At 43.1% G+C, this 20535-nt stretch carries 19 protein-coding genes; 11 read left to right on the forward strand and 8 right to left on the reverse strand.

Features of this window, described 5'->3' with window-relative positions; genetic code table 11:
- Positions 1-116 precede the first annotated feature (116 nt).
- Entirely contained in the window at positions 117-2042 is a 1926-nt protein-coding gene (locus WN50_RS24495) for a serine/threonine-protein kinase (protein ID WP_046279209.1), read from the forward strand.
- A 395-nt stretch (positions 2043-2437) separates the two neighbouring features.
- On the opposite strand, the gene WN50_RS24500 is transcribed toward WN50_RS24495, so the two are convergent.
- On the reverse strand, positions 2438-3328 hold the full coding sequence (locus tag WN50_RS24500; protein WP_046279210.1) for a prephenate/arogenate dehydrogenase: 891 nt from the start codon (positions 3326-3328) through the stop codon (positions 2438-2440).
- Between the two features lie 168 nt (positions 3329-3496).
- Between WN50_RS24500 and WN50_RS24505 the strand changes: the two genes are divergently transcribed.
- The 3 genes from WN50_RS24505 to WN50_RS24515 all read left to right on the forward strand — a co-directional run bounded on the left by WN50_RS24505 (position 3497) and on the right by WN50_RS24515 (position 8317).
- Positions 3497-5062, forward strand: a complete 1566-nt coding sequence (locus tag WN50_RS24505) for a pentapeptide repeat-containing protein (RefSeq protein WP_046279221.1) — start codon at positions 3497-3499, stop codon at positions 5060-5062.
- Positions 5063-5136: 74 nt separating this feature from the next.
- Positions 5137-6690 (forward strand): pentapeptide repeat-containing protein, encoded by a 1554-nt coding sequence (locus tag WN50_RS24510; RefSeq protein WP_046279211.1) that lies wholly within the window; start codon positions 5137-5139, stop codon positions 6688-6690.
- A 52-nt stretch (positions 6691-6742) separates the two neighbouring features.
- Positions 6743-8317 carry an ATP-dependent DNA helicase gene (locus WN50_RS24515; RefSeq protein ID WP_046279212.1) on the forward strand — a complete coding sequence of 525 codons (1575 nt, stop codon included), beginning with the start codon at positions 6743-6745 and terminating at the stop codon, positions 8315-8317.
- 28 nt (positions 8318-8345) lie between these two features.
- Here WN50_RS24515 and WN50_RS24520 read toward each other — a convergent pair whose 3' ends face one another.
- The 4 genes from WN50_RS24520 to WN50_RS24535 form a co-directional block, all read right to left on the reverse strand.
- Positions 8346-9521, reverse strand: coding sequence for a hybrid sensor histidine kinase/response regulator (locus WN50_RS24520; RefSeq protein ID WP_046279213.1), 1176 nt, complete (start codon positions 9519-9521; stop codon positions 8346-8348).
- Positions 9522-9687: 166 nt separating this feature from the next.
- Positions 9688-10134, reverse strand: coding sequence for a response regulator (locus tag WN50_RS24525; protein ID WP_046279214.1), 447 nt, complete (start codon positions 10132-10134; stop codon positions 9688-9690).
- Positions 10088-12391 (reverse strand): sensor histidine kinase, encoded by a 2304-nt coding sequence (locus WN50_RS24530; protein ID WP_235441118.1) that lies wholly within the window; start codon positions 12389-12391, stop codon positions 10088-10090. Before WN50_RS24530 ends, WN50_RS24525 begins: the two co-directional genes overlap by 47 nt.
- A gap of 635 nt (positions 12392-13026) precedes the next feature.
- A complete protein-coding gene (locus tag WN50_RS24535) occupies positions 13027-13272 on the reverse strand; it encodes a hypothetical protein (RefSeq protein WP_046279216.1) in 246 nt (81 codons plus the stop codon).
- A gap of 126 nt (positions 13273-13398) precedes the next feature.
- Between WN50_RS24535 and WN50_RS34860 the strand changes: the two genes are divergently transcribed.
- The 6 genes from WN50_RS34860 (at position 13399) to WN50_RS24560 (ending at position 18928) form a co-directional block, all read left to right on the forward strand.
- A complete protein-coding gene (locus WN50_RS34860) occupies positions 13399-13566 on the forward strand; it encodes a hypothetical protein (protein ID WP_160315439.1) in 168 nt (55 codons plus the stop codon).
- A 25-nt stretch (positions 13567-13591) separates the two neighbouring features.
- Positions 13592-14800 (forward strand): RNA-guided endonuclease InsQ/TnpB family protein, encoded by a 1209-nt coding sequence (locus tag WN50_RS24540; protein ID WP_046279217.1) that lies wholly within the window; start codon positions 13592-13594, stop codon positions 14798-14800.
- A 176-nt stretch (positions 14801-14976) separates the two neighbouring features.
- The gene (locus tag WN50_RS24545) at positions 14977-15333 is read left to right on the forward strand and encodes a hypothetical protein (RefSeq protein WP_072075637.1); all 357 of its coding nucleotides are present in this window, start codon (positions 14977-14979) and stop codon (positions 15331-15333) included.
- Between the two features lie 371 nt (positions 15334-15704).
- Positions 15705-16013: a hypothetical protein gene (locus tag WN50_RS24550; protein ID WP_046279218.1), complete on the forward strand. Its 309-nt coding sequence runs from the start codon at positions 15705-15707 to the stop codon at positions 16011-16013.
- 156 nt (positions 16014-16169) lie between these two features.
- Positions 16170-17951, forward strand: coding sequence for a succinate dehydrogenase/fumarate reductase flavoprotein subunit (locus WN50_RS24555; RefSeq protein ID WP_046279219.1), 1782 nt, complete (start codon positions 16170-16172; stop codon positions 17949-17951).
- Positions 17952-18046: 95 nt separating this feature from the next.
- Entirely contained in the window at positions 18047-18928 is an 882-nt protein-coding gene (locus WN50_RS24560; protein ID WP_046279220.1) for a DNA-methyltransferase, read from the forward strand.
- Here WN50_RS24560 and WN50_RS24565 read toward each other — a convergent pair whose 3' ends face one another.
- Entirely contained in the window at positions 18929-19396 is a 468-nt protein-coding gene (locus tag WN50_RS24565) for a BglII/BstYI family type II restriction endonuclease (RefSeq protein WP_053221596.1), read from the reverse strand. It lies immediately after the preceding gene.
- Between the two features lie 45 nt (positions 19397-19441).
- Here WN50_RS24565 and WN50_RS24570 point away from each other — a divergent pair, with 45 nt between their 5' ends.
- Positions 19442-19960 carry a DNA methyltransferase gene (locus WN50_RS24570; RefSeq protein WP_082172548.1) on the forward strand — a complete coding sequence of 173 codons (519 nt, stop codon included), beginning with the start codon at positions 19442-19444 and terminating at the stop codon, positions 19958-19960.
- Here WN50_RS24570 and WN50_RS24575 read toward each other — a convergent pair whose 3' ends face one another.
- On the reverse strand, positions 19961-20428 hold the full coding sequence (locus WN50_RS24575; RefSeq protein WP_053221596.1) for a BglII/BstYI family type II restriction endonuclease: 468 nt from the start codon (positions 20426-20428) through the stop codon (positions 19961-19963).
- Between the two features lie 11 nt (positions 20429-20439).
- The coding region (locus WN50_RS32760; protein ID WP_200906352.1) for a transposase at positions 20440-20535 on the reverse strand (96 nt) is incomplete at its 5' end.

Genomic DNA, 20535 nt, shown 5'->3' on the forward strand with positions numbered 1-20535 from the left:
GTCTCTAATGTAAATTGGGCATGGGAGCCTATTGAATTGGATTCTCAGATCGACTGCTAATCTAAAATTTACTACACCCGACTCAACTTGAACCCTGAGTTTCATCCCTCAAATCCATGAGTACCTCCATTTATCCGGGCATGATCCTGCGAAACCATTATCACATTATGCGCCAATTGGGGCATGGTGGTTTTGGACGCACCTACTTAGCAGAAGATCAGTATCGGTTTAACGAACTATGTGTGTTAAAGGAATTCGCCCCGCAAGTTCAAGGAAGTTATGGCTTGCAAAAGTCTCAAGAACTCTTTGAACGAGAAGCCCAAATTCTCTATCAACTCAAACATCCGCAAATTCCTTGTTTTCGAGAACTGTTCCGTGAGAAAATTGATGGCAAGGGTTATTTGTTTGTCGTTCAAGATTATGTCAAGGGTTCAACCTATCGAGAATTAATCACCCAATACAAAAGCCAGGGAACTCGCTTCAGTGAACTGGAAGTGACACAAGTTATGTTGCAGCTATTACCTGTGCTGCAATACATTCACTCTCATGGGGTGATTCATCGCGATATCTCTCCCGATAATGTGATTCGACGTCAAGCTGATGGATTACCGGTTTTGATTGATTTTGGAGGTGTAAAACAGATTAAAGCCAAGGTTGATTCTGAATTGGGTGTTCGTCAGCTTCCGCCCAGTCCTGCGACTCGTTTGGGAAAACTGGGTTATGCTCCCGAAGAACAAATGCAGATGGGAATTGCTTCTCCTCACAGTGATTTGTATAGCTTGGCGGCGACGATGGTGGTTATGTTGACCGGAAAAGAACCCCAGCATCTGATTGATAGTTATCATCTCACCTGGAATTGGCGATCGCAAGCAACAGTCAATCCGAAGTTAGCCGCAATTTTGGATAAAATGTTGGCGTACAAACCCGAGGATCGCTATCAAAGCGCCTCGCAAGTCCTACAAGCGCTCAACGATACCCCAGTTGTACTCCCTCATATTCCCACACAAACCCCGCCGGAGATCGATCATTTGCCTGTGGTGTTAACCCAGCCTCCGCCCGTAGAAATGCCAATTCCTACCCCTATTGCTGCGACTCCAAACACAGTTCTCCAAAAAACCCAATATCAATGGCTGAAACTTCCCTGGAATTTATCTTCAACTTGGAGAACGGTACTGTTAGTCACGGTTTCTATGGTGGTTATGGGGGGAATTGGTTGGATGAGTGGTTCTTACTGGATGAATCGCCTCCCCAAATCAGAAGATAGCCAATTTACAGCGATGGGTGAACTGCAACGTCAGGAGTTTATCCAAAATCGCCGTCAAGAGTTAGGTGTCGATTATCAATATTTGATTGAACTGGTGAATGAGGAATTTTATCATCGTTATCCCACTCAAAGGGGCCGAACGTTAACGTCTGATTCTGCTGATGCTTCCTGGCGAAAACGATGGGATAAAACGGCTTATGATGTGTTAAATCGACTCGCTGTAATTAGTGATGAATCTCGCCGTAAATTAGGACAGTACACCGTCGCTGATCTTGAACAGTGGAAGAGGGATGCCGATGCGTTAAATTTAAGTAGTCGTGCCTTAGAAGATTTATCGGATGCTCGATTTTTCTATTTATTTTCTGAACAACCTCGTGGTCAAAATTTACTGGATTTGCCTATTGGTCAGGTTTGGCAAGCCTTAAGTGCGGATCAATTAAAGTTGTTACAGCAAGGGCAGAATCTAAAAGAGGTTCAGTTTGATGAGAATGCCAGCAATAAACTGATACAAGGAGTCTTACAACCGGGTGAGGGAAAAGTCTATATTGCTTGGCTAAAACGGAAGCAAAATTTACGGATAAAATTAAACGTGCCACAGAAATCTACTTTTCTTTCTGTCTATACTCCGAGTCGCCGCAAAAAAGCTAAAACAATACTGGAAGATGCGAGACTTCAGAGTTGGTCAGGACAGTTAGATGATACAGGTTATTATGAAATTGTCGTAGTTTCTGATTCCAAAGAGCCGATTAATTATGAGTTGATTCTCGACGTTGAATAAGGTTATCTAAAATCCTTAAATGTTGGCTATAGATGATTGATAGGGAGTTTTTACAGTGATCAGTCTTGTAGGGGTAATTCATGAATTACTCCTACCAGTTATATCATGGCCGGATAATTAGTGATAAAAAACTTTCTCATAATCCTCCTCTTTCTTCTTCTTGATTTCCTCCTGACTCCTGACTCCTGACTCCTGACTCCTCTGTCGTTTTTCTTCTTCTTGATTTCCTCCTGACTCCTGACTCCTGACTCCTGACTCCTCTGTCGTTTTTCTTCTTCTTGATTTCCTCGGTGACTCGGTGACTCGGTGACTCCTGACTCCTCTGTCGTTTATTTATAGGGGTTAAATAAATCCCCAGTCACTTTTGTGCAACCAGGGATTGAATATTATTTGTACTAAAAATTAAACTTCCTTCGATCTTTTTGAGTTTGAATCAGTTGTTGTTCTAGACTGTCCCAATCTTCTTGTTCGATCAGATGAATCAATCCATCTAGACTACTCCGATAAGCTTGAAGCGATCGCAATAAAGCCGTTCGATTATACCGCGCCATCATCACCCCCAACTCCGGATTTCCACCCCCCACACGACTGGTATCCCGAAAGCCGGAACTCGCTAATTGTTGAGCCAGTTGTTGAACGTTGACATCTTCTTCTGCGGTTAAAGCCGCAATTAAACTCGCACTGACAGTAACAGGTAAATGAGAAATCCAAGCCACCGTTTTATCATGATCTTGGGGTGAACATTGATAGACTTTTGCTTGTAATAAATGAGCAATTTGAGTCACAATTTCCAAGTCATAATTTGATGTCGTTTCCGTCGGCGTGATCACATAGGGGTTCCCCAGAAATAAATTTTTTTTAGCAGCTTCTATGCCACTTTCAGCCGTTCCCGCCATTGGATGTCCGCCCACAAAATGGGGCCAAAGTTTAGAAAGAGTTTCAACGATGGGCTGCTTAACCGAACCGACATCTGTTACAATAGTGGTCGGTTTAAGATAGGGAATTAACTGTTCAAGTGTGGAAGCGATCGCCGCAATCGGCGTACAAATAAACACAACATCAGCACGAGCCATCAAAGACAAATCGACACTCGCCTCATCGACAACACCCATCGCGATTGCCTTTTCACAAGTGCTAGAATGACGACTCACGCCTAAAACCCGATACGCTTGCCCGTGTGAGGGATAATTGTCAGCCTGCAATTGTATCAATTTGGGTTGAATCGAACATAAATCCAACCCCATTGAACCGCCAATTAAACCCAAGCCAACAATGCCAATATTCATTTGAGACTGTACAGATTTAATCAAGATTTATAGTCTTTAATTTAACTCATATTTCAACTCAATTATCAAGAATAATCCGGAATTGTAGTCTCCCCGTAGGCAGTCAAATTTTTTTGATATAATAGATACTTGATGACAACCTGTTTTTTACTCGGAAAACTTTCAGGCATGAATGCCGAAGAACTGATTCAAAGCTATCAATCCGGGGCAAGAGATTTTAGTGCGATCCTGCTTTGTGAAGCCAATCTCAGTCGTGCTGTTCTCTCGGGAGCCAACTTCTCTCAAGCCGTCCTCAGCATTACCAATCTCAGCGGCGCTAATCTCAGTGGGGCTAACCTCTCGAGAGCCAAACTCAACGTCGCCAAATTAAGCGGCGCCAACCTTTCCCAAGCCAATCTCAATGGCGCAGTCCTGAATGTTGCCAATCTGATTCGAGCAGATCTCAGTCACGCCACCCTGATCAATGCCTCTTTGATCCGTTCAGAGTTGATCCGCGCCGATCTCAGTTACGCCATTTTAACCTCCGCAAACCTCAGTGAAGCCGATCTGCGCGAAGCCACCCTGCGACAAGTTGATCTGCGACAGGCAAACCTCAACAACGCCAATCTGCGAGATGCCGTTTTGATCGCCAGCAACTTAGAAGGAACCAGCCTCCACGCCGCCGATCTCAGTCGAGCCGACTTGCGTGGCGCCAATCTCGTCAACGCCGAACTCCGCCAGGTGAACCTCAGCCAAGCCAATTTAAGCGGAGCCAACCTCAAAGGCGCGAATTTGCGTTGGGCAGACTTAAACGGAGCCGATCTGCGGGGTGCCAACCTAGAACAAGCGCGACTCAGTGGAGCAAGTTTGTATGGAGCCGATCTCAGCCATGCCAGCTTACTCTATACCAACTTAATTCATGCCGATCTCACCCAAGCCAACCTCACCGGAGCAGACTGGACAGGAGCCGATCTCACCGGAGCCGCCCTCACAGGCGCAAAACTCTACGACGTCTCTCGATTTGAAGTCAAAGCCGACGAGATCACCTGTGATTGGGTAGACGTCAGTCCCAACGGCGACGGAAGTCAAGTTCTTCGGTTTAGCGCTCAAGAAGCCTACCAATTTTTTAACGCCACTTCCCCAATGGTAGAAATTAGCATAGATGCGGCGCTCGATGCGGATGCTCACTGCGCCCTAGCAGATGCTTATCGCTACATTTTCCGCCATAGCCCGATGATCAATCGCCCTCCCAGTATAGAGGTCAGTTCGAGGCGAACAACTTTATCGTTTAGGATAGAAAGGGACGAACAACTATTCCCCACCGCTTATGTTGTCATTCTTCCCTTTCAAGATGCAGTTCCTACTCAACAAAGCATTCGGAATCTGGTTCAGATGCTCGGCTCTGAAAATTTCATCAGCTTGAGCGTTCGACACTCCCATCAAATCGGAAAATTGGTGAGCGAAATCAAACAACAACTCGATCAGATCTCCGACTTAAAATTACGCTCCCAATCCCTATCCCAACCAGAAAGTACCCAAGCTTTCTTTGCTTCTCCCACTCGGACAACCCTGAGAAACTTTCACAATCGAACCCTCAAAATTCATAGCCATCCTCAATTTGGACGAAGCTTACTTAATGTGCCAGAACTCATCAACTCCTCGGGATACTCCCAAGAGAAATATTTTGAGATGATGGCTCCCTCATTAGAAAATCTCGCCGACTTTCTCACCTTCTCCAATCAAGTTGAGATGTGAGGAGGACAGAAGAACCCTGATGAAATTAACACTTCAACCGTTGAACCAATTTAGTACAGGATAAATGGGTGGTTATGGCACAGGAACTCGTAAAAATCTATAGCTTAGTCAAAAAATATAAGGAAGGAGAACGGAATTTTACGGGTATCAACCTCAACGAAGCCAATTTGAGCCGAATTAACCTCAGTCAAGCTAATTTGAGCGATGCGTCCCTGTGTGTTACCAACTTGAGCGCCGCCGATCTCACCGGGAGCAATTTGAGTCGGGCTAATCTTAATGTCGCTCGCTTGAGTCAAGCCAACCTCAGCCATGCGAACCTGACGAGAGCTACCCTAAATGTGGCTAACTTAGTCCGAGCCGATTTAAGCGATGCTACCTTAGTTGAAGCCTTAGCCATTCGCTCAGAACTAATTCGAGCCAGACTCAACAACGCCAACCTCACCAAAGCCAACCTCAACGGCGCCGACTTGCGAGAAGCCCGAGTCGAACAGACAAACTTTTCTCAAGCTAATCTCAGTGGGGCGAACCTGCGAGGGGTGTCAGGCGTCTCAGCCAATCTGCAAAAAGCCGACTTACGCCGAGCCAATTTAGTCAAAGCCAATTTACCCAAAGCCAATCTCAGTCACGCTGAGATGCGACAAGCCAACCTAACTTATGCTGATTTGCGACAAGCCAATTTGACAGGGGCGAATTTACGATGGGCTGATCTACGCGGCGCTAATTTAACAGGGGCGAATTTAAACGGGGCGAACCTATCTGGGGCGAATTTAAGCGGGGCGAATTTGCATCGAGTCAGTTTAGCCAAAGCCAGTCTCGTTCATGTGGATTTAACCCAAACGAATTTAATTAAAGCCGATTGGATGGGCGCTGATATTTCCGGTGCCACCTTAACCGGAGCGAAACTTTATGAAGTTCCTCGATTTAATTTAAAAGCCGAAGATATCACCTGTGAATGGGTTGATCTCAGTCCTAACGGTGATCATACCCTGGTTTATCACTTTACACCTGAAACCCTCAAAAAGTTTTTTAATCAAGTTCTCCCCACTGTGCAGGTGATTGTTGATGCTCCCTTAGATATTGAGGCGAATTTACGACTCGCTCAAACTTACCATTGCATCGCCCAAGAATATTCGATTCTCAAACATCCCCCCAGCATTGACACCGACATCCGCCGCACTGTGATTACTTTTCGCATCGATCACGAAGAATATTTATTCTCAATGGGATGCTTGGCAATTTTTCCTTTTGATGATGCCAACAAGACTCAAAAAAATATTGTCAATCTGGTGAGGAATTTACAAGATTTCAGCGAAAAAAATCCAAACCAACTGCGCGTTTTAGCCGCGATGGGTGAAGTGATTTCTAAAGCTCACGATCTCAAACAGGTTGTACGTTCTGTGCGATCAGAGCAAATTCCTCAATTTTTCCACCGTCCCACCCAAACGATTTTAACTAATTCCAGTCAAAAACAGTTAATCGTCTACACTCATAGCGATTTCGGGAAACGCTTTAAACCCTCCGTCGCTGATCGAGAAATGGAAAATCATCACAGCAAACAGCTTGAACCCCTGTTACTCGATGTCGAACAGGTGATTGATTTTATCGATAGTTTTGACTATCTTAGTTAAAAGTCAAGGTTAATTCAGGGATACTGCTCTTGCTTAGTCTCTTGGCAATCTCTTGATTGAGGTAGAAGCTCATAATTTATTGCAAAATTTTCTGCGATCGCAAGGCAGAGCATCATGGCCTCATTATCTGACAATGGCCAGGTTAGTGGCTAGAGCCTTGCGATTAGGCCGGAGTGCCTTAATTCAGACGGGTGTAGCCCCAGGGAGTCACCATCATTCCTATCGCTTCAGTTATCTGATTCCCGTCTTGATTTGGTCTGAACCCGTGTTGATTGTTGCACCAGAATGGCTGTTAACGGAGCTACAACAGGAAGAAATTCCCCAATTGTTTCAATCGCAAGCAATCGACCACTCTCAGCTTGAGCAATCGATCATTCGGGGCGATCGCTGGCCTGAAGAATCCAACTTTCAGGGGGTTTTACTCACCACTCCCCAGGAATGGTTAAGCGATCGCTTAGGGGAAAGACAGCAGTTTCCGGCTGATATTCCAACCATTATTGATGGGGTTGATGACTTAGAAGCCTGGACGAGTGAACAACTCACCGCCTGTATTCAACCCCAGGATTGGACCGAACTTTTAGAAGCCCAACCCCAAAAAACAGACAAGATCCGCGAAGCGAAAATTCACCTGACAAAAGCCATTTTTCAACGTCCCCCCAATCCCTACCACTGTCATTTATTGGATCACTCAGAACAAGCCATTCTAGAGCCACTCTACAAGGATTGGGTGGAGATTGAGCAATCCTCTATAACTTCCCCCAACGACAGCCTCACGCCTCAATATCCCCAGGCTTGGAATCAATTTTGGCAGCAATGGCAAACCGAAGAACAATTACGATGGGTACAAGTCGATCGCGATCAAGGGACTTTCTCTGTATACTGTAGTCCGGTGGAAGTTCGTTCTTTCCTCAGTTCCGTTTGGCCTTTACAGCCCGTTGTTTTGATTGGGGGAGCGCTAGATTTACAGAAAACCGCCCCCGCTTATCGTCAGTTAGTGGGACTCGGGGAGATCACTTGTGTGAAGTTTTCACCCGATCGCAATTCCCAATTGATTCAACTTTATTTACCCAAACGCCTCCCTTTACCCAATACTCCTGGATTTCAAGGGGCTTTAATTGAGGAAATTCGCGGCTTACTTTGTATGAGTATTGCAATAGAGGGATTAACGGTGTTATTGATTGAAGATACACCCCTGAAAACTCAGATCGGAGCCGTGTTTGCGGCGGAATTTGGTTCACGAGTGCAAGTTGAAACGACTAAACTGGATCAGCAGGGAATTTTAGTCACAGGTTGGGAATTTTGGCGAAAACATCAGGGAAAACTTCCCTCCCCTCATTTACTGGCGATCGCCACTTTACCTTTACCCTCATTAGAACATCCCCTGGTTGCAGGGCGAGTCTCTCACTACAAACAAAACCGTCTCGACTGGTTTCGGCTTTATCTACTTCCGACGGCTTTAAATGAGTTACAACGGGCTGTTGCACCTGTGCGAGATTGTCAAGGGGTTGTGGCGTTATTTGATAGTCGAGTTTTGCATCGCAGCTATGGTGAACAGGTGTTAGCCGCGTTGAGTCCATACGCTCGCATTGATTATTTAGATACAACTTGGTTTAATCGTTTAGATTGAGAGTCAAGCTGGGTGTAGGGTGAAAGAATTAGATTTCTGAAGCATAAATCAAGGGTAATTTTACCGAAAAAGTCGTGCCAACTCCCACCTCACTTTCAACGAAAATATCACCCCCATGCGCTTCTACACAGCGTTTAACAATCGCTAATCCTAAACCTGTACCGGAAATTTTCCCAACATTACTCGCCCGATGAAAAGCCTGAAATAATTTAACCAAATCATGGTGTGGAATACCAATGCCATGATCAATCAGATTAAAAATAGCAAAATTATCTTGAGCAATCACTTCTAACCGAATGATACCACCTTGAGGAGAATATTTAATCGCATTGGCGAACAAATTACTAAAAATATGTCGTAACAAGCTTTCATCCCAAAGCGTCTCTGAAAAATCGCCTTGAATTTTCAACTCAACTTGATGCAGAGAACTAACTTCAAGTCGGGCTTCTTCGACTAATTGTTGACAAAAAGATTCTAAATCCAAAGAAGTGGGTAAACACTCTAATCGATCAACATCGGCTCGACCGACTAAAATCACTTCATCTAACAACTGTACTAAATTTTTACCCGCAGAACGAATGCGTTGAAAAATCGAGCGTTTTTGCTCTTTCGTTAAATTAGGTTCCCAATCTCGGAGCAATTCTGTTGAGAGTAAAATGGTACTCAAGGGGTTGCGAAAGTCGTGAGACATCATCGAAACAAATTCTGAGGTGAGTTGATGTTGTTCTTTGGCTTTCACCAACTCTACCGTCTGTTCTTTCACCCGATGGGATAAGGCTTGATTGACTTCCCGTAATGATTCCATTGCTTGTTTTCGTTCAATCGCATAACGTAGAGAACGAACTAAGGTTTCTACACTCACTTGTCGTTTCACCAGATAATCTTGCGCTCCCTGTCGCACAGCTTCCAGGGCGAGTTCATCATCGTTATTGTTGGTCAGCACGACAATCGGAACGCTAGGAGCATTACTCAGCAAGGGTTTTAGTGAGTTAAGTCCTTGGCTGTCTGGTAAAGTCAAGTCGAGTAATATGACATCATAGGAAAGGGCTTGTGGGTGAGTCAGTAGATTGATTCCCTCTGTCAGTCGCTTCACATGAACTAAATTACAGGGGTCTAGCTTGGAACCTCTGAGCAATTCTTGCAGCAAGCGGGCTTCGGCCAAGCTATCTTCTATCAACAGGATGTTTACCGAACTTGCAGGCATAATTTCCTTTCTTTTCCCCTCATGCTCCTTATTCTAGCCGGGACAAGATTTGAGAATTTACCCCTTAAGCGTTGATCTTAAAGGGTTTTTTTCAAAAAAGAAATAGGAAAAGTTTGATTTCCCTGATTAATCCCCTTAAGATCTGCTTCTTTGTTTAAGAAATACCCTATTCAGGGGGAAGAGTCGCTATTTTCAGCCAAAATTCCTCAATCCCTTTAACAATCTCAAACAACTGACTGAGGTTGCGAGATTTTGTGATGTAACAGTTGACGTGCAGGTTGTAGCTTTGGGAAATATCATCATCATTTTTAGAGGTCGTTAAAACCACCACCGGAATGCGTTTTAAGCTGGGATCAGCTTTGATTTCCGCTAACACTTCCCGCCCGTCTTTACGAGGCAAATTCAAATCCAGCAGAATTAAATCAGGTCGGGGAGCATCACTATACTCCCCTTCCCGGTGCAGATAAGACATCGCATCCATCCCATTTCTGACCGTCACGACTTCGTGAGCAACGGTACTACGTTTTAAGGCTTCTTGAATCAAGCGAATATCGCCTCGATTATCCTCAACTAAAAAGATGATTTTGGGTCTTTCCTGCGCTTCGCCGCTCACGCGCTTGTCCTCCCACTGGAATGGTAAAGTAGAATGTAGCACCCTGACCGAGTTCAGACTCAACCCAGATTCGACCTCGATGACATTCAACAATTTTTTTACAAATCGCTAAACCCATCCCGGTACCGGGATATTCATCGCGAGTGTGCAGACGTTGAAAGATAATAAAGATGCGTTCAGCAAATTGAGGGTCTAGACCTATGCCATTATCTTTGACTGAAAACAGCCAAGCATCTTCAAGTCGTTGCGCTCCGATATAGATTTCCGGGGGAACTGAACTGCGGAACTTGATGGCGTTACCGATTAAGTTTTGAAACAACTGCATCAACTGGGTTCTATCCGCCATTACCGTTGGCATGGGTTCGGATGTGATAATTGCACGGGTTTCACTAATCCGTCCTCGCAGGTTGCTCAGAGCGCGTTCTAGGGCGGTTCCGACGGAGGTGAGTTCAAATTCGACGCCTTGAATATCGACTTTAGAGTAGGCTAACACATCATCAATTAGGGTTTGCATCAGACTCACTCCTTCCACCGCAAATTCGATGAATTCTTTGGCGTCTTCGTCGAGTTCTTCTTCATAGCGCATCTCTAATAGCTGCACATAGTTGGCGACTTGATTAAGCGGTTCTTGCAAGTCGTGAGAGGCGACATAAGCAAACTTTTTCAATTCGGCGTTTGAACGTTCGAGATCATGGGCCAGTTGTGCGAGTTCATCAGCTTGGCGAAGTACGATATTAATCATCGCTTTTCGCAGTTCTAAGGCGGCATTAATTTCGACGGGTTTCCAGGGTAAAGATTTGAGTTTAACCGTTTCTTTCCACAGTTCAAAGGATTTACGCGGTGATAACTGCACAATTCCTTCGGAGTGAGTCGCTTCAATGGCTTTGGCTGGATCTCCTCCCCAGTTAACGGTTTGAATGACTTCGGGGCGGAACCATAAGACATAATTGCGTTCAGAAATGGTAATGGCGAGTAACCCACTGGCGACGTCTTTGAAGCGTTCCGCATCGGAATAAATACGCGGCAAAGAATCACTGAAAAAGAGTTCTTTTTCGGTATTTTTCTTCAGCCACTGCACTAAATAGTTGAGATCTTCTTCTTTCGGTGTCGCGCCGAGGGTTGTCCATTGTCCCGCAAAGTAAATCGCCGCGCCCTGAGCGTTGGTTACGTCTAGAAGATTGGGTTGATGATGAAGTAAACCTTCGATAAAGTTGGTTTCTTGAGACATGAAATCAATCAAAGCTGACCGAATATAAGTCAGTTTCATCCGATAGTCATAGTCTTCGGTTTCTTCACGAGAAGACAGTTCTGAGAAGATCACTCGACCTAAAAATTCGCAAGCTTTCCGCAATTCATAGGAGACAAATTTGGGGGTACGATGATGACAAGCAATTAAACCCCACAGTTCACCATCTTTAATCAATGAGATGGTTAAAGAAGCACCAACCCCCATATTGTGCAGGTATTGTAAATGACAACCTGAAGCACTTCTGAGGCTAGAAAAGGTTAAATCGAGTGGACGTTCTAGGATGGGGTTTTTATAAGGAAATAAGGCGACAGCTTCGGCGTGAGCATCTGGGATAATTCTAATCCAATTAGAACTCAAGAGTTTTCGAGCGGGTTTGGGAATATCAGACTCAGGATAGTGTAATCCGAGATAGGGTTCTAATTCTTCTATTTTTTCTTCGCCGACAACAACGCCATGTCCTTCTTCATCAAATTTGTACAGCATCACGCGATCAAATCCCGTTACTTTTCGGACTTCCTGCACAATAATTTGACAAAATTCATGTAAACTTGAGGTTTCTTCGAGTTGGTTAATTGACATTCGAGCCAGGTGATAAAAGCTCAAAAAGGGAATGTTTTCTTGAGAGGTGGCAGGTTCGAGTTCCAGAATTAAAAATCCATCAGGATTGCGATGAAAGACTCCATCAAATACGACGTAATCATCGCCTTTAATCCTCATCCAGATTTTGGTAGGATTGATATAATCTAAGGTTTCTTGAGATAATCCGGCTTGAATTCGTTCAATTTGAAAGGGATCGAGGAGATCATCTAAGGTTTTCTCTAGCATCTGTTCGGGAGAAATCCCAAAAACAGAACGAGTATTTGTACTAACTTGTAAGATTTTGAGGTGGGGTTCTTCTAAGACGAGAAGGACGCCGTGCGGTTGAACTTGACCTGAATGTTTAATCGGTTCTTCATCCAAACGAGTTAAGTTCTGAACTTGCAATGCTAAATCGAGATCTGTCATCATTCACCTCCAGCATTAATTAATTACGGATGCAATGTAGAGCTTTAATTATAGATTTTTTACCAATGAATGTCTTCAAACTCTGAGGGTTTATCTGTGAGCTTATACCGAGCAATCCTCCAAAATTGACCCTGTGTTTTCAAATCTTAATTAGTTGTCATTTAACGTTTTGAAAAACAAAGGGGTTCAATTCAACACGCTTCGGGAGAAATATTGTTCGATAGACTGCCTCATTTCTAACTAATTGTTAGTATACCACACCCCAGAATTCTGCTTGAGTTATCAATTCTTTAGAAAAGATTAAAAGCTAAAAATTGCTATAAATAAATTGTTGTGAATTAAAATCACAAATTTTTGATAAAACTTTATATAGCAAAAGGCAAAAGGCAAAAGGCAAAAGGCAAAAGGCAAAAGGCAAGAGCGCAAACTTGCGACTCGGCGGAATAGTCGAGAGCAAAGTTTGTAAGAGAGGCAATCTTGCAAGAGGTAAAAGGCAATCGCAGCGATCTTGTAAAAGCCAATATAAGATTACAAATATGTACCTCATGCCTGTGAGAAACGCTATAATCAAAAAAATCAAATAGAACGAAGAAAAGAAAACGCGCCTTAGCGCGTCTCTACATCAAGTCAGTGACGATTTAGCGTTGGCTGTTGAGTCGCTTAGAAATTTGACTAATAATGCCACTCAAAATCGCTCCCCCCATCAAAATCCCTAAAGCTGGGGTAAAAACAGGTTCCCAGAGTTTATACCAGAGGTCTAAACCTAATGATAAATCAAGAGAACGTCCTACAACCGCGAGCACTAACCAAAAAAAGCTGAATAAAACCAGGAAAACATCAAACACTAACAAGCGATTTAACCAAGTGAGAAATAATTCTTTCATCAAATCAGTTGGATTCGGTTACAATCTTAGTCAGTTTACCATTTTTAGGTTAGGTAAAGTCTATAATTAACTCAAGTTTTGCTAAAACTTTCTGAGTCATTCCCTTGCCGAGAGAGAAACATTCCGATGAAACTTCCAGCGACTTGGGCTGTTCCTGATCAAATCCGCTATCGATTGGGTCAAAAAAGTGCCGGGAAACAACGAGCAATGATAGCCGATGGTCATCTTGTCTTGATTTTACCGAAAAAATGGGTTGAAAGCCCCGTCCTTCTAGGACGGCTTTTTGTGGTATAATTACGTCAGTGAGTTGAACGTAAAAATGCTGGTATTTGAGGCCAAGCTGGAAGGAACGAATGAGCAGTATCAATCGCTGAATGAGGTGATTAGAACGGCTCGTTTTGTTCGTAATGCTTGCCTGAGATACTGGATGGATAACCGCGATATTGGCAGATATGAGTTGAGTGCTTATTGTGCTGTACTTGCTGCGGATGAGAATTTCCCTTGGGTGGACAAACTCAATTCTATGGCTCGACAAGCTTCTGCTGAAAGAGCATGGAGTGCAATTGCTAGATTTTTTGATAATTGCAAGAAAAACAAGCCAGGGAAGAAAGGTTATCCACGCTTCAAAAAAGAACAAACTCACGGAAGTGTTGAGTACAAAACCAGTGGTTGGAAGCTTTCTGCTGACAGAAGATACATCACTTTTACTGATGGCTTCAAAGCAGGAACTTTCAAACTTTGGGGAACTCGTGACTTGCATTTTTACCAGTTGAAACAGTTCAAAAGAGTGCGGGTCGTTCGTCGTGCTGATGGGTATTATACCCAGTTTTGTATTGACCAAGAGCGAGTTGAAAGGCGAAAGCCAACAGGCAAAACTATTGGTATTGACGTGGGATTGAACCACTTCTACACCGATAGTAATGGGGAAACAGTTGCAAATCCCCGACACCTTCGTAAAAGCGAAAAGGCTTTGAAACGGCTGCAACGCCGATTTTCTAAGACTAAAAAAGGTTCTAAAAACAGAGCCAAGTTGAGAAATCAACTTGCTCGTAAACACCTCAAAGTAAGTCGCCAGCGTAAAGACTTTGCTGTAAAAACAGCAAGGTGCGTAGTGAAGTTTAACGACCTCGTGGTGTATGAAGATTTGCAGGTGCGAAATATGCTCAAGAATCATCGCTTGGCTAAATCGATTAGTGATGCTTCGTGGTCGTTGTTCCGGCAATGGGTTGAGTATTTTGGCAAAGTGTTTGGAGTAGTAACTATTGCAGTCCCACCCCACTACACTTCGCAGAACTGTTCTAATTGTGGTGCAGTAGTTAAAAAATCCCTTAGTACCAGAACTCATATATGTCCTGATTGTGGACATACCCAAGACCGGGACCAGAATGCAGCACGGAACATATTAGAAAAAGGTCTAAGTACGGCGGGTCACGTCGGAACTAACGCCTCTGGAGACATCGACCTCTGCGTGGGTGGAGAAATCCCTCCAAGTAAGTCGAGTCGTGGAAAGAGGAAGCCCAAGAAGTGATTCTTGGAATCCCCGTACCTTCAGGTGGGGGAGGATGTCAAAATCAGCCCGAGAAGCAATTCCCGAAGATCGCGATTTAATTGATTTCCGAGATGAAACTTACGAGATCGAACGTTCTTTAGATTTATAGCAGAGAAAGAGTTGATTAGGACACTGTTTTTCTGTCAAATCCTTTTATGATAAAGGTTTCAATTCTGTCTCCTGTCTCCTGTCTCCTGATTTCTGCTATACTCTATCAAAATTCTAAAAATGCTCTCGATTTTGCGATGGCAAAAAAAGCAGAAGAACAAACGCGATTAAGTTTAGAATCCCTGCGTTCAGCCAATCGACTTAATCTTTTAGCCTCTATTTTCTTTCCTTTAACCGCCATTTCCTGTGTGTTTGGGATGAATTTGTCTTCGGGACTCGAAACACAATCGCCAGTCCTTTTTTGGATGGTATTTATATCAGGAATTTTCCTGGGATTAATCGTGCGAAATTGGGTCTTAACAGGTTCTTTATCTAACCCCAATATTTCCAAAAAAAGATCCTGAACGGTTGAGAACGCTGCCCCATTAAACAGAGTTGTATTGCGATCGCCGATTGGGATATTGTATAATAGGTGACTGCATAGAGGGAAAAAATCTGATTGTCCGTCTCGTTTGATGTAAAGTTTAGTAACAAGTCTTATTAAAATGTTTAGAATTCGCCACAAACCGGGTGAGAGCTTTACCCTTAAAATTTAAAGCAATGTGTACAAGATTGTTGAGTGTAACTCCTGGGCTTTTAAAGGAGTTTCGTCTCGAAGAAAGTCTTTTGAGTGCTAACGAAAACTCGATAGACTCAACAAAAAGACTCATTTGCCCAAATATTCCCCTTTGCCAACTCTGGGGGGAAAAAAGAATCGTAACAAGGAGGTTCTAAAGTGAATAACCTGCAAAAATATCGTTTCAGTTGCACCCTGACCTTTGGTGATATTTACGGTCAAATTATGATTTGGCTGATTGTCATCTTTCTGACCTTAGCTTCTGCTTTAGCATTGTGGAGTACCTCTGGCCAAATCTACGCCTTAGCAACTGTGGGTTTAATTGTAGTCCTCTCTCTACCGTTCCTGCTGTTTGCATTTGTCACCACTCTACTCAACCATATTGAGATGACCCCCATCGACTCCACCGAGGAACAACTCTCCGAAGCTCAAGATATTATGACACGACCCGCACAAGCCGCAGGCTAGAGTTGAGCGTCATTTTAGGGGAACTGTAATTCAGTCGGTCATTTCTGAGTGCCAATCTTTTTTCTTTCTTAAAACTTCCCTGTTTTTAGATAGGGAGGTTTTTCTGTGAGTCAACATAGAAGAACGAGGAGAACTCTATTTAACGATTCGTCAACTATGTTAGAACATGATGTCATAATTGTCGGTGGGGGTTTAGCGGGAAGTCGGGCTGCGGTAGAAATCGCTCGAATGAACCCCAGTCTCAACATTGCGATGGTCGCCAAAACCCATCCCATCCGTTCCCATTCCGTTGCGGCTCAAGGGGGAATTGCCGCTAGCTTGAAAAATGTTGATACCGCCGACAGTTGGGAAGCTCATGCTTTCGATACTGTCAAGGGTTCAGACTACCTCGCTGACCAAGATGCCGTCGAAATTCTCGCCCAAGAAGCCCCAAATGTGATTATCGACCTCGAACACATGGGCGTGCTGTTTTCTCGCCTAGAAGACGGTCGCATCGCTCAACGGGCTTTTGGCGGTCACACCCATAATCGCACCTGTTACGCCGCCGATAAAACAGGTCACGCCATTCTCCACGAACTGGTGAATAATTTACGCCGCTACGGGGTGCAAATTTACGATGAATGGTATGTTATGCGTCTGATTTTAGAAGACGCCCAAGCCAAAGGCGTTGTCATGTACAACATCGAAAATGGCGAAGTTGTGGTTGTGCGGGCTAAGGCGGTAATGTTTGCCACAGGTGGTTATGGACGCGCGTTTAACACCACGTCAAATGATTATGCCTCGACAGGTGACGGGTTGGCGATGTCAGCGCTGTCGGGAGTGCCATTGCAAGATATGGAATTTGTGCAGTTCCATCCAACGGGATTATATCCGGTAGGGGTGCTAATTTCTGAGGCGGTTCGGGGTGAAGGGGCTTATTTGAGGAATAGCGAGGGGGAACGCTTCATGGCGCATTACGCCCCCAGTAAAATGGAGTTGGCACCTCGTGATATTACTTCTAGGGCAATTACTCTAGAAATTCGCGCCGGACGAGGCATTCATCGAGATGGCAGCGCTGGCGGGCCGTTTATTCACCTGGACTTGCGTCATCTCGGACGAGAAAAAATAATGAGTCGCATTCCCTTTTGTTGGGAAGAAGCCCATCGGTTGGTGGGGATAGATGCAGTCCATGAACCGATGCCTGTTCGTCCAACGGTTCACTATTCAATGGGGGGAATTCCCACAAATACCGATGGTCAGGTGATTATTGGGCCGGGGTTGCCTGTTGATTTTAAGTTTGACTCCAAAGCGGGGTCTATGACTCCTCGTAATAATCTTGTTGATGGTTTTTTTGCAGCAGGAGAAGCGGCTTGTGTATCGGTTCATGGCGCTAACCGTTTGGGGAGTAATTCGTTACTTGAATGTGTGGTTTATGGACGAAGAACGGGGGCGGCTATTGCTCAATTTGTTGAGGGGCGGAAGTTGCCGGATGTTGATGAAGGGCGTTATCTTCAGGATGCAAAAGAACAAATTCAAGCGTTATTAGACCGACGGGGGAGTTATCGAATTCAGCAAATTCGTCAAGAATTTCAAGATACGATGACCGAACATTGTGGGGTATTTAGAACTCAAGAGGTAATGAAGGAAGGATTAACTAAAATTCTGCAATTACAAGAGAAATATCAACAGATTTATCTCGATGACCAAGATAATGTTTGGAATACGGAGATTATTGAGGCGTTGGAATTGCGGAGTTTAATGATAGTGGGTCAGATGATTTTGACTTCGGCGTTAAACCGTTTAGAAAGTCGAGGGGCGCACAGTCGAGAGGATTATCCAAAACGGGATGATACTAATTTCCTCAAGCATACGTTAGCCTATTATTCACCTGCTGGCATTGATTTGTCTTATCGTCCGGTGAGTATTACTCGGTTTGAACCCTTAGAACGGAAGTATTAAGGTGTTAAATTCCCCCCTGCTATATTTTCTGGGGGGTGAATATTCATATTGTTTCCAGTCGAGTATAATAGCAAATACTCAGTTTCAGATTGGATATGATCAATCAACTTTCTATTTGCTTCGATGAAAACAAGAAATTTCCCTATACAAACTACACTCGTAATGACTTTAACATTCATCCTTGTTTAGTCACAAGTCAAGGAGCTTTATTTGAAGAAGATTGTTTAAAAGTTTTACCCGACATAGAAAATGAATCTATAGACTTGATTTTTGCTGATCCTCCCTTTAATTTAGGAAAAGAATATGGCAGAAAGTGTAATGATTCTATGAATGATCAGCTTTATCTTGAATGGTGTATATCTTGGATAGAAGAATGTTGTCGTATTTTGAAAACAGGAGGGAGCTTTTTTCTTTATAATTTACCTAAATGGAATATTCTTCTGGGTAGCCATCTGATTCATTGTGGCTTGGATTTTAGACACTGGATTACGATCAATATAAAATTGGGCTTACCCATTCCTGGTAGACTTTATCCCAGTCATTATAGCCTTTTATATTATTCTAAAGGGAAGCCTAAAACTTTTCATAAAATTAGAACTCCGATAGCAACTTGTCGTCATTGCGGCGGTGAGATTAAAGACTATGGAGGTCATCGAAAAGCAATGAATCCATTAGGAGTTAACTTAACTGATGTTTGGAATGATATACCACCTGTACGTCACTGGAAGTTCAAGAGTAAAAAACGTAAAACGAATCAACTTTCTACAAAAATTTTGGATAGAGTGATTGAGATGTCTACAAAACCTGGTGATTTGGTTCTTGATCCCTTTGGAGGTAGTGGTACTACATATGCAGTCTGTGAAAAACGAAATCGTCATTGGATTGGAATAGAAATACAAAACTGTGATGTGATTGTAGAAAGATTAACACAGGGAAACCTTCATTACCATAAAAACGATGACTATTTTGAAGGTTAATTAATTAGTCGCTCTTCCATCTGTTCCTTTCGGGATTTTAGGTACGTCATAGCTGATGTCGTCGTGTTCAATACCAATAATTTCTAATACACCTTGAGAAGATTCAAGTGCAGACTGCCAAAATTCAAAATATGGCTCTAATTCTTCAAAATTACCAATTCTATCCGTAAGATATTTTGCTAAATTTCTACAAGGAATTACTAAAAACCCGACTCGAATGATTTGCTTTTTGATAAAAAAGCATAGTTTATTAAGAGAACGATGACTGGATGACACATTTCCTGTTTCCCATTCGACCGCAATAGTCGCCTCATCTTGGATAAAGACAGCATCAATTCCACCATATTTTCGACGTAGGCTAGAATTGATTCTTAACTCAGTTGTCCATCCTTCTTGTTCTAAATAATTGAGAAAGCCAATTTTAATTGCTTTAACACCATTTCCCTGACCGAAAATAATGGGATACAAGCCCCGTCCTTCTAGGACGGCTTTTTTTGATTCTTAATGTATTGAATCAGTACGTCAAATTTTAGACACTGGATTACGATCAATATAAAATTGGGCTTACCCATTCCTGGTAGACTTTATCCCAGTCATTATAGCCTTTTATATTATTCTAAAGGGAAGCCTAAAACTTTTCATAAAATTAGAACTCCGATAGCAACTTGTCGTCATTGCGGCGGTGAGATTAAAGACTATGGAGGTCATCGAAAAGCAATGAATCCATTAGGAGTTAACTTAACTGATGTTTGGAATGATATACCACCTGTACGTCACTGGAAGTTCAAGAGTAAAAAACGTAAAACGAATCAACTTTCTACAAAAATTTTGGATAGAGTGATTGAGATGTCTACAAAACCTGGTGATTTGGTTCTTGATCCCTTTGGAGGTAGTGGTACTACATATGCAGTCTGTGAAAAACGAAATCGTCATTGGATTGGAATAGAAATACAAAACTGTGATGTGATTGTAGAAAGATTAACACAGGGAAACCTTCATTACCATAAAAACGATGACTATTTTGAAGGTTAATTAATTAGTCGCTCTTCCATCTGTTCCTTTCGGGATTTTAGGTACGTCATAGCTGATGTCGTCGTGTTCAATACCAATAATTTCTAATACACCTTGAGAAGATTCAAGTGCAGACTGCCAAAATTCAAAATATGGCTCTAATTCTTCAAAATTACCAATTCTATCCGTAAGATATTTTGCTAAATTTCTACAAGGAATTACTAAAAACCCGACTCGAATGATTTGCTTTTTGATAAAAAAGCATAGTTTATTAAGAGAACGATGACTGGATGACACATTTCCTGTTTCCCATTCGACCGCAATAGTCGCCTCATCTTGGATAAAGACAGCATCAATTCCACCATATTTTCGACGTAGGCTAGAATTGATTCTTAACTCAGTTGTCCATCCTTCTTGTTCTAAATAATTGAGAAAGCCAATTTTAATTGCTTTAACACCATTTCCCTGACCGAAAATAATGGGATACAAGCCCCGTCCTTCTAGGACGGCTTTTTTTGATTCTTAATGTATTGAATCAGTACGTCAATAGGTGCGCCGCCAACGGAGATAGCAAAATAACTAGGACTCCACAAAGC

This window comes from Limnoraphis robusta CS-951 (assembly GCF_000972705.2).